The 11,392-nt window shown below is 36.3% G+C and carries 9 protein-coding genes; 3 read left to right on the top strand and 6 right to left on the bottom strand.

Features of this window, described 5'->3' with window-relative positions; genetic code table 11:
- Both DB41_RS01255 and DB41_RS12475 read right to left on the bottom strand, forming a co-directional pair.
- The coding region (locus DB41_RS01255; RefSeq protein ID WP_039383483.1) for an IS1634 family transposase at positions 1-542 on the bottom strand (542 nt) is incomplete at its 3' end.
- Positions 529-687 (bottom strand): DUF4277 domain-containing protein, encoded by a 159-nt coding sequence (locus tag DB41_RS12475; RefSeq protein ID WP_080502345.1) that lies wholly within the window; start codon positions 685-687, stop codon positions 529-531. The genes DB41_RS01255 and DB41_RS12475, both read right to left, overlap by 14 nt.
- A gap of 268 nt (positions 688-955) precedes the next feature.
- Here DB41_RS12475 and DB41_RS01245 point away from each other — a divergent pair, with 268 nt between their 5' ends.
- Entirely contained in the window at positions 956-1,405 is a 450-nt protein-coding gene (locus DB41_RS01245) for a phosphatase PAP2 family protein (protein ID WP_039383481.1), read from the top strand.
- A 496-nt stretch (positions 1,406-1,901) separates the two neighbouring features.
- Here the strand turns inward: DB41_RS01245 and DB41_RS01240 are convergent, their stop codons facing one another.
- Positions 1,902-2,105, bottom strand: a complete 204-nt coding sequence (locus tag DB41_RS01240; RefSeq protein ID WP_039383478.1) for a DUF378 domain-containing protein — start codon at positions 2,103-2,105, stop codon at positions 1,902-1,904.
- A gap of 725 nt (positions 2,106-2,830) precedes the next feature.
- Complete coding sequence (locus DB41_RS01235) at positions 2,831-3,421, bottom strand: GNAT family N-acetyltransferase (RefSeq protein ID WP_039383476.1); 591 nt, start codon at positions 3,419-3,421, stop codon at positions 2,831-2,833.
- Between the two features lie 250 nt (positions 3,422-3,671).
- On the opposite strand from DB41_RS01235, the gene DB41_RS01230 reads away from it, so the two are divergent.
- Entirely contained in the window at positions 3,672-5,165 is a 1,494-nt protein-coding gene (locus DB41_RS01230; RefSeq protein WP_052243772.1) for a DUF648 domain-containing protein, read from the top strand.
- 1,758 nt (positions 5,166-6,923) lie between these two features.
- Complete coding sequence (locus DB41_RS01220) at positions 6,924-7,502, top strand: hypothetical protein (RefSeq protein WP_155117527.1); 579 nt, start codon at positions 6,924-6,926, stop codon at positions 7,500-7,502.
- A 909-nt stretch (positions 7,503-8,411) separates the two neighbouring features.
- On the opposite strand, the gene DB41_RS01215 is transcribed toward DB41_RS01220, so the two are convergent.
- On the bottom strand, positions 8,412-10,283 hold the full coding sequence (locus tag DB41_RS01215) for a hypothetical protein (RefSeq protein WP_039383470.1): 1,872 nt from the start codon (positions 10,281-10,283) through the stop codon (positions 8,412-8,414).
- Positions 10,284-10,998: 715 nt separating this feature from the next.
- On the bottom strand, positions 10,999-11,172 hold the full coding sequence (locus tag DB41_RS11550; RefSeq protein ID WP_155117526.1) for a hypothetical protein: 174 nt from the start codon (positions 11,170-11,172) through the stop codon (positions 10,999-11,001).
- Positions 11,173-11,392: the final 220 nt, after the last annotated feature.

Below are 11,392 nucleotides of genomic sequence, written 5' to 3'. Positions count from 1 at the left end.
CATAGCATCGGATCTTTTAGTGTGCCAGCGGTATACATAGCACTATCGACAACGAAATAATGAGGTTTGGATCTATCTTTAATTTGGGATTTAAGCTCTTTTAAAGTTTTCCTAAAATGGCTTTTATCCGAGGTATTACCTGCAAGCGCTTGGGCTAATAAAGGAACATCTCCATCTTGGCTGCAGATTAAAGAAATCATAAATTGTTTAAGATCAGGTCGATAGTCTTTTGAATGTCCAAACGTAATAATAGGAACTTGCTCCTCCGAGAAATATTGCCCCTGAACAGACATACTTGTCGTATCTAAATGCTGAAATTTTTTATTAACATTAAATTTTGAGCAAGCTTGCAAGGCAATGGCTGAAAAGATAGCATCACATCCATATTCGTAGCAGCGATCTAAATCTCTACCTAAACGATCATCAGATATATTTTCAGATTTACACGCTCTTCCTAATAATCGTTCCACAGGTTTACTTGCATAAAGTTGTGCTTCTAAATATAAGGGACGCGAAGTAAAACCTAACTCATTGATGACCATTAATTTGATACATTCTCCTGTTGTCATAATAGCTCGGGGATCGGGGGGGAATTAGCTGATCTATCATGCTCACTAAATTGATTTCGTCACACATGGCAGAAACAATCCCTAAGTGGTCAAGATCTTTGCTACTATACTCTTCCATCGTTTATATCCTCTCTTTCTTTGCTTTGAGAGGAACAAGACTAGTTTTTTCTTAAAAAAAGCTTAAGTCAATTTTTCAAAATAATAAAAAAAATTATCCGACCATTGTTTTAACCTGCGGAATGTGGGTTATGAAATTTCTTACACGCTACCTTAGCCACGCTGGAAGTTAAAAAAATTTTCTAGCCATCTTTAGCTGAAGGAATTTTTAGTTGGATGTTTATTCAAATGTAGGCTACTTTAAGTCAACAAATGGAGTTCAACCCACTATGATTAGTTCTTACCTTCCAACTATTACTCCCTGCCAACGTTCATGGATTGCAGCTTATACCGATATCGGCCAGGTAGCCCTTCCTGTCATTTCAGGCGGCTATGCTCTCTTCAAAAAAGATTACAAAGGTTTTGGATGGCTTGCTCTTTCCACCCTCATTACCCAGATTTGTTTGGAAATTTTAAAAAGAATCGTTCCTGAAAAACGACCGACGGGAAGCAGTCGCTCTTTTCCCTCGGGCAACACAGCTGCAGCTTTTTTAGGCCCTGCCTTTTTGGTCATAAGATATGGCCATTCGATCCTCTCTCCAGCTGTTGCGTTTTCTTATCTTGCCACTATAGGAGTAGCAATCGGCCGCGTGCTCATAAAAGTTCATTGGCCTCACGATGTGTTAGCAGGAGCTGCTTTAGCTAGCACTATCAGCTATCTAACAATTCCCAGGCTTTAAAATCTTTCCTCAACGATTGATCAAATAATGCCAAAAGCTAGCTTTTTAATTATACGGTCTAAATAATCTCTGTTTAGGTAGATTAAAAGTGCATTAATCCTTATTGCCAGCTCTTCCTTTATAAACATACCCTTTATTAAGTATATGTTTGCATGAAGAGCTGCTCAAAGGCCTATCATTTTAAATTTATTTGTAGACAGGCAAAAGAACCTTCTATTTACCGCAATAATGTTAATTTCTCTTTTATCTTTTAACTAAAAATTTTAGAATGTTGGCTTTGCATTTTAACAAAGATGAGGCAAACTTATTACTTTTTGCTTAAGGAAAAATTCTTTATATTCCCCTTACCTCAGCGACCCTAACGTATCCCCACATATCTTGCAGGGATACGTTAATTGAAGCTGTAAAAATTCTTGCTACTCTATTAAATTTTATAATAGAGGGTTGGAAACCCCTAGTCAATTTAATATATTTCTTTTTCTGTTCTTAAAAAACTCTATTTACAACATTGCTTTAGTGTTTTCCATTGAAAAAGCTGATAGACAGCAGCTCCTCCCACAAGAGCATAAATTAATCTTGCTATTGCAGGGAATTGACCAAAGATAAACTCAACCAAATTAAAGTCGAATAACCCTACTAAACCCCAATTAAGACCTCCAACTGCTAGTAAAATTGCTGTAACAATGTCTAATGTTTTCATATTCTCTCCTTAGGTTAAGGTTTAAGCTCGTAAATCAACTTATATATTTGCTATTATAAATTCACCATTTTTTTTATAAGGGCGAACATATTTTTTTGCTTGATCTCCCGTGATCTTAAGGTACTTTTTGCTTTCCTCTTCGCTTAGATTAAAGCTTAAGAATAAAATTGAGTCTTAAATAATCCTCAAAAATTGCTCTCTATTTACAAAAGACTATAGGTTGGCAAGGAAATAGACAAATCAGCTTTAACAAGCGGTTTTAAGATAGCTGGTTAGACCTAGAAGTATTCTCTACCAAACATATGTTATTAGATTTTAAATAAAGAGAAGCGCTAGTACCTTCCTTAGATTCTTTTGAGAACTACTTAAGAAAAAAGTGCTCTTCGGAAAGAATTTTTCTATAGCTATATCCGCCGTTTGAAGAAGCTAGAGGCAAACTTTAAGCAAAACCAAATCAGCATTTTTATATAAAAGAAAACAATCAATAAGCTTAGTCAGAAGATGAGGAATAGCCAACATTTCTTGCAAACAGTGCCTAGGAGCAGGCAAATACACAAAGCAAGAAAAGTTCGGTTGTACAAATAAATAGCCTCCTGCATTTTAGACATAGATGCAGCTAAGAAAATCCTAGAAAAATTGTACACTCGTTTCGACAGGAGTTAACTCAGTAAAAATGAAATAAATTGAAAAAAGCGCTGTTAATCTCTACACCCTCTCTTCTTTGACTATTTATCTTTCTTACCTATTATCATTTTTTGCCATTCGCTTGCCTTTAATCGATATAAGACATGTCTTCTTAGCCAGTGGCCTTCTGAAATCCTGGGATGATTGAAGTCTTCAGCTGGATGATAATGCATTCCAATTTTTTTCATCACGGCCATAGAACGACAATTTTGAGCAGCAGTAAATGAAACAATCTCTGCAAGCTTTAATATTTCAAAAGCATATTTAAGGCATGCCTCTGCGCCTTCTGTAGCGTATCCCCTGCCCCAAGACTCATAAGCTAATCTCCATCCTACTTCTGTACATGGAGCAAAATGAAGAGGAAAAGTAGGTTTATCCACTGTATTCAGACCTATAAAACCAATAAACTTCTGGGTATCTAGGCGAGAAACAGCCCAGCATCCCCAACCTTCTGTCTCAATCTTAGCTTGCATACGCTTTGCCATTTGATCGCTTTCTTCCTTGTTTAGCCTATAAGGAAAATATTTCATCACACGCTCATCGGCATTGAGTTGAGCAAAAGGCTCTAAATCATTTTCTATCCAAGAACGTAGAATAAGGCGTTTTGTTTGAATTACTATTTTGTTGGCCATATATTTTTCTTAATCACTTTTAGATGATTTTTTGAAATCCATCTCTCTATCTAGCCCTTTAGATAGGACATATTTCCTCATTTTTCCTTAAGGTTGAAAGAGAGAGATATACCTTTGAACGTTTTTTAGTATAGTAGGATCATCTATGATTTTCTTCTATTTATAGATTTATATTGCTATATGTTGGAAATATATATATAATTTCCTATTAAACTAATTAATTATTTATGCTTTCAAAGAGGACAATAAAATGCCCAATAATGTTGGATTTTTTACAGCCATTGAATATGGGCAGAAAGCCAAGACGCGTACCCAGTCAATACTAGAAAAAGTTGACAATTATTTTTATTTTAGTGGAAAGAAGGCTCAAGTAATTCAAGGCAAAACTAAGAACGGAACAGTAAGAACAATATTGTTAAGGGGAAATTCATCATTATTAGCGAGAGTGGGAAAAGTTGCCTCTTATTTTACTATTGTTATTCCCTTGTTGATGCTAATCGCCAAAGCTATACTGCGCTCCACCCACCATTTTCGGTTGATCAATCCTAAGAAGAAATTGGAAAAAGGCATAAATATCTCTGAGCACACAATTTCAAAAATTCAACACCTTATGCCAAAAATTTTATTTCGGAAAGACGATAATGAGATCGAGTGGTTATCTACTAGCAATAATTTAGTATTCAAATTAAGAGAAAGCCCCCAGCTAGTATTTAAAATCACCTGCTCAGCATGGGGCGTAGATGGTAAAGGCAAGCTTCCTATAATGTTCAATGGTCAAATGGATCGGCGTTTTAAGAATATGATTAAAGCCAAAGAAGTATGCCTTGCCCATGAACTAGGGCTTCTTGTCATCCCGCAGGCAAAAAAGTTTACGGTTAATGTACAAGATAATAAGTATGTATTTATTGCAGAAGAAAGCCTGGATGTAAATGCGGATGAAAGCTCGCAAGAACATCTTTATTATACTTACTCAAAAGAGCTCAATGAGACAATCCGACAACTGGCCATATTCATTGCAAAAACGGGTTTTAATGATATCTCTTGGCGAAATATTCCACTTTTAAACGAAGCTGCAGATTATGATGGGCCAAGACGTGTGGGCCTTATAGATGTTGAATATATGAAAAATGTGGTTGATGGCTTTAAAGGGGATAATAGAAGCCGAGGATTAATAAAATGCGCAACAACAGAAAGCCAGATAGATGCCATTATTGATGAAGCATACAAGCAGAGTGGTGCTCTTACATCCGAAGAAGCACAGACTCTCAAAAACCAAAGGCTTGATGAACTTGAATTTGAGAATAAATTACGACACTTCTATGAACAAAATGGCATAAAGACAGGTAGAGAACCTATTCAAGTTGATATAAATTCATTAGGTTTAGATTTAACTGAAGAGGGACAAGCTACCTTTCTTACAGTTAAAAAAGGTAAAATAAAATCGAAAGAACAGACATTGACTTTGAAAAAGGCTGTAGAAGATGTGATATCCCAAATTAATAAGCTTATTCAAGATACACCCGAACAAGCCTCTTTAAGAGGAAAAAGATATGTTTTCCTAAATACCAGCCATCCTCCTCTCCAACAGTATAATCTCTTAAGACTCCCTACAGAGAAATTTACTTTAAATAAAGAAGATGTGAAGAAAATTTGGGTGCGTCAAATTATTCAGGCCCTTTTGGAAAAAGGCCATTTATTTAAATTGGTTATAGTCAATAGTCAGCAATTTTTCATTCAAGCATAATTCTAGGATTCTCACGCAATGACTCTTAAAGCTTTAAGTCAAATGACTTCCCTTAAAAGTCATTTGATAAGAAATTTTAATTTAAATGAATAGCCCCCTTTTCAGGCAGGCTTATCTGTTTACATTCTTTTAAAAATCTGTAGATAGCACTTATTGAGAGTACACCTTGCCTTTTTCTATCGCCAAATAAAACTAGTAATTGAGCGAGGAAAAAATGCCGAGAAAGGATGAAGCCATGCTTGTAGCCCCTTTTCATCATTTCGTTTTTTGCGTCTTACCGAAAAAATCGAGAAATTTGGGCCCTTCCGACCTCCCTCTATGGCTAAAGCTATTAGATTATTAAAGATCTATAGCAAAATGGCATTTTAGTAGGCTTCAGCTTAGAACAGTGGGGACCCTATAGAGCGCCTTTCCTTCAGCGATAGCATAAGATTAAAAAAAGTGAGGCAACCTAGGCTTAAAGGAATAAGGCTAAGGGAATGATGAACCAACGTATTCTCCGCTTCTATTCAACCTCTATGCTTAATATAAGAAGAGACTAAAGGTAAAATCCTACAAAGCTTTTTTCATACTTTATGGGTTATTATAGAAAGTATATTGTACCATCCATCATTCTTAGTTGCAAAGAGACCTTGTTGCGTAAATGATCTAATAGCTCGTCTATTTAAGGCATAGCCTTATCTAGGCCTATCAACTAAGTTAGCACCCATTGCCCTTTAGGCATTCCAGGTTTTGTCATCTTATTCATAATCAAGAATTTGGCATATAATTCTGCTTGTTGATTGGCTAATTTCCTAGAGAGAAAGTCTCCTCCCAAGCTTCTTTTAAAGCGATACATCGCCGTTTCGGCAAGCGATCTTCTGCGATAGCCGCAAGGCTTCTTTCAAAGCTGCCTGGCCTTCTCATCTCCTCCAAAGCCTTGAATGATTTTTTATAACATCATTTCTTTTTTCATCCAGAGTTTGTCTGTCTCTTGGCTTAGTCTTCCTCCTCTTCTTGGAGGCACTAAAGGATCTATACCGTGGATATAAGATGATTGGTAGAAAACTTGCCTACCATAAGCACCATCTCCATAAGCGGTTTTTATGCTCTTTGGTAGCTAAAAGATCATCTGGCTCGCTATTCAATCATCGGCTTGATTACTCTTTGTCACCTTACTTAACAAAATCTCATGCGAGTCTGGGCAAATACTTAAGTGAATCTTTCTCCAAATTCTTTGTTTGGCTTTGCCATGCTGACGCACTTGCTACTCTCCCTCACCCTAAACGTTTACTCCAGAGGAATCAAAGGCTCTGCCTGTTAGACGCTTTAAGGCTTAGCTTTTTAATAAGCTCCTGTCCAAGCTCTTTAGCGCGCTTGCAGATGCGGGTATAACAAGGAATAGGTAGCGTTGAAAGCCAGCAAAGCAATCAACAACAAGAGAAATCTTTTGAACAGCTTAGAAGGGACAAATGATAAACCGCTTTAATCATCAATACGCATAGGATAGCGTCATTAGAGTAAGTTCTTGGGCGAGCCTCTTCTTCCCTGTATTTTTATTTTCCCTCCATCCTTTAATGCCTTCATTCGAAAACCATAAAGTTATGCTCCCTCTTTGCACTAAAGCTTTATTATAGTCGGAGCAGTTACGGATGCAGTAGTTAAGTTTTTTGCCCGTAACTGCCTATATTTTTGTTATTGCAAGCTAATTCTATAGCTCCTTAAGTGTTAAAGAGCAATCTTATCGCATACGCTTTTTATCATTTACGCAACTCTGCCTTGCAAAGAACTAAAAAACTTAAGTTTTTAATAAATGATAATATTAATATTGATAAAAAATGTAATAACATGATAGCTTTTATTTTGATTATTAATTTTGTAGAAGAGGTAATTATGTACTTTACAAGCGTACCCGCTTTTGGATTTGAAACTTTTGCATGCAATGCTGAAACTTGTTATAAAGAAATCGCTCAAAAAACTAGCCAGAAAACATTAAATTTACAAATGGCAAAGCTGAATGCCGTGATACCAGACCTACAAGAAACACCTTACTTTGATGATCCTGAACACCAAAAGATAAGGGATGAATCAATTACCAATGCAGCTAAAGGCGCATGGAAAACCGCCAATATTGTAAAAGCATTAGGATATATTCCTTTAATCGGAACTCTAATTGGAGTAGGGCGTATTTCAAAGGCCATGAAAGCTACAAAAGATGAGTTGCCCAATAAATATAATCACATAGTTCGCGGATGTGTAGAGTTATTGAGTTTAGGATTTTTATTATTAATTCCTGATCTTATTTTAACTGGCTATAGAGCTTATAATGTAAGAAATAGGAATGTCATTACATCCTGAATCTACTCCCTCTTCAGCCTATCTATCAAAAGAAGAAATGCTAATTTGGTAAGCGGTCACGGGGTAGGCCCAGCTTTAGAGGTGATTCTGAGGGCATCTGCAAAGCCAAAAATGCTTGCAAATAGCTGTTTTTTCTATTTATTGCACTTTATGATTTACATTATCTCTTTATTATCAGGAGCTTAAGTAGTCCTACCTCCCGTGACCGCTTACCTAATTTGATTGATTTTATCATGAATAGAAAATGCTTTATGTTACAATCTTCTTATTATTTTTTACTCACACGCGTAGGATTTTATATCGAAATGGCGAAAAGATTATTGTAACTATTTGGTAGGCAAAATTCTATTCATGAACCTATCTGTTCTACTATCCTAAATGAATGCGCAACTGATGGGTATTACAGCACATGGTTAGCGCCCTAGCGGTCTTTTTAAGAGCATTGTAACTGGCGTTTGGATTCTCTATGCAGCAAACATATAGCTTGTTTCTTGACATCAAGTTTTAAAGAAGCCTTTTATGGGTAGTAGTCGTAAGTTGCTATTCTTCCTGTCCGCAGATTGACTAGAAGATTTCCTAAATTTTGACATAATACCATGAGCGGTAGAGATGACAAAAGTATTACAACTTATTCCAAGGGAGTTAAAAAATAGGACAACCTGGACTTGAACCAGGGACCAACGGGTGATGAGGTCGGGAGTCCGCCTTACTAACCAAATACCATCCAACCGTTATGCACAAGATGCATAAGGCATTTACGAGGAAAAAGCTGCTGAAATGTAAGGTTTTTAAATATAGCAGTAAGCAAACTCCTGCACCGTTAGCTTACTGCTATATTTTGCACACTACAAGAGGATTGAAGTTAAAAACCAAGCTAGCCTAAGAAAAGCTAAGCTAGCTAGTGTTAGCTTATGCTAAAGAGCATAATTGGAAAGCAAATCCATGTCCTGCATACCCTGTGGTTAACCTTGTATAGGGGTTTTCAAAAGCTGCACGGTATTTTTTCTGTTGAGCTTCACGCGATTCTTTCTCCTTATCATAAGCCTCTTTACGTTTTTCATACTCAGCTAAAAACTCTTCTGCATCTTTAGGATCAACTAAGTTTTTTATAGTTTTAATAGACCCCCATTGAGGTCTCGTTGGAACAAAGTCTTTATATTCAGTATCAATAAAATAAATGCCATCTTCCGCAAAAAAGAAATTCCGTCCGAAAAAGTCATTATAACCTGTTTTTTCCAAAATGATCATAAACTCAATCGCTTCCTCCAAGGATAGCTTTCGGCTAACAGGTTTAACGCGTTCAGCATAGATCGTTAATTGATCTTCTTGGGGTATAAGCTCCAAACTGCTAGCTACGCTGAATGAAATACTTTTGACTCCCTCATTAATCACAGCAATTTTTTTAGGAACTTTAATATATTTTAAACCATTTTCTTGGACGAGATTCTCTATGAAATTTTTTCCTTGAATGCGTCCAATTTGATCTATTTTGCTAATATATTTGCTTTTATCTAACTTATTAAATTCCTCCGCCGTAAGCAACAGGCCGCCTTTTCTCAAGCCCTTGAGAAAACCTTCCACTATATTCTTTGTCGTAATTATATCCATATTATTAGCCAGAATGCTAGGACCTGGCCAAAATAACGGTACTGTATCCATTCCTAGAGGTTTTAGTTTTTTTACGATATCTTCATTGGCAAACGCATTCGCTACAAAAAATACTTTTATTTTTAATTCTTCCTCAAGGTTAATAAATTCTTCTTCTGAAAACGAAGAGTCATTTTGAAAGGCTCTTCGGATCCATACTTCTTCGGGGGATAAGATAATACCTTTCTTTCCCATAGCATCTAATAAAAGATCAGCTTCTTCTTTAGAACCATTTAAAGCAGCTTCAACAAATGCCGAGTTTATTTGTCCTTGAGCCTGGTCAATTACCGATGGATCTAACTCAAGCATTAACCTGGTAATGTCTGCATTACCTTTTCCAGCCCATAAAGTGAATAAAGTTTTCCCTTCTGAGGTTTTATCATTTAAATTTATTGGAAGATTTTTCTCTTTAATGATATCTAAAGCTTCTAAGGTGGAAGCAGAATTTAAAGTACAAATTCTAGGCGTTCCAGCCTCATCTTTTTCCAAAATAAATTTAAAGAATTCTTCCTCAGTAAGGGTTGAATTATTTGCATGTTTCAAGAAATGGCCAATAGGTGAGCCATAATGTCGATCAAAACTAAAGCAATAGTGTGGTTCTTGCTGGGCTATCTTTAAAAGTGCTTCACGTACTGAACCTTCATATATCTTATATTCTCTGCCAAACTTTGCATTTGTAACTGGAATCAACTTTTGCTTTCCATCCCTTCTTACAACCGCAATATTTAATTCTTGGTCTTCAGAAATTTTAGTTCCCTCAAAAAGAAGCTTGGGCTCTAGATAAATGACTCTTCCCTCCTCAAGCTTAAATCTAGTCTGTTCTTCCAAAACAGCAAAGCGCATATTTTCTTTTGACTTTGTAAAGAGGTTTCTTACTGACTTTGAGAAGAGAGCTAGACATAAAGTGCTAACAACTTCCAGGATTCCCATCAAGCCTCTTCTCATACGTTCAAAGGTAGAGAACGTACGTTCTCTTTTTTCAATGATCCGATATCGACGCCCCTTATAGTCAGAACTTACTTTATCACCTTTCTCATCAACAACTCTGTCCTTGCTATTAAATTTTGTTGCCGGAACCCACCTATGATTAAGTGCAATTTCATGTATATTATTAACAACTTTAAACGCTGGCATTATTTTACCTATTATTATAAGTTAAATAAAAACTCTAACATAGTTAAATTGATAATAGCAACTAACAATTTATTAGCTTATAGAGAGACACAAATTATGATAGGCAGCGCAGCATCACGATCCGGTAAAGATGGCAATAGATATGGCTTTTGAGGAGCATAAGAGACTTAAAGCAATGACAGCTTTTATAGGCTTCACTCTTAAAGATCCCGTTCTCAGCTGCCTTAGGGAGCATTTGCTTGATGAGCCCTACCATGAAAATTTAAAAGCTTTTAAGGAAGCCGATAAAGGAAAGGGTTTAATTTGTTGCAAAGATTTTCATGACTTTATTGATAAGCTCGGACTGAAATAAATGCTCAAAATTTCCTCTAGTAGCTAATCCAAAAAAGAATTTAAGCAGCAAGAAAAGAGAGGAAAAGACCTAAGAAAATCTCTCAAAGTGGCTAAAACACTTGCTCTTGCAAAACCTTGTGATGCCAAACACAGAAAGCACAGGCTCTTTGAAAATTTTAAAGGCCGAGAGAACGAGATATTAAACCTGACTGACTTCTTATTTACCTTAAAACTCAGGAAGATATCATCTTTAGATAAACAAGCACTCATTCTAGCCTCTGCAGATAAATTTACCGATTCTCAATAGAATTCTTTATTTCATGAATATATTGGCGAGCAGCTCTTCTCTCTTCAAAGACTTTCTTAGAACGCCTCTAGTCTTTCAGAAGCCTATTTTTTTGAATAGCCGGTCCTTCTTCTGTCTTAGCTCCTGTTGGCTTCCCGCCATGTAGCCAATATCGGCCGTTTTCCATAGCGGGCTACCTGCATGGCTGATGGCTGTTTGTTCTAGCTTTTGCTCCACATCTTTCCCAATAAAGTTTGATAAGTTCTTCATTGACTCGAATGTATGCTTTAATTTGAGAAGAGCACAGATGAATTTTAAGCTCTCTTAAGGAAATTTTTGTATCCAACTGGAATAGCATGCTTTGTGGAAGGGATAATTTCTGTAGACTTATTCTTTGGATTAATATCTCCCTCAAAAAATTTCAATTTCCTCTCCATCATTTAAAGAAAAGCACAAATGTGCTAAACTACAGGAAAGGAGGGATGGTATG

This window comes from Neochlamydia sp. TUME1, assembly GCF_000813645.1.
In the GTDB taxonomy this organism is placed as follows: domain Bacteria; phylum Chlamydiota; class Chlamydiia; order Chlamydiales; family Parachlamydiaceae; genus Neochlamydia.
The sequence above is the reverse complement of the archived record's forward strand: the minus strand, read 5'-3'. Positions and strand labels throughout refer to the sequence as shown.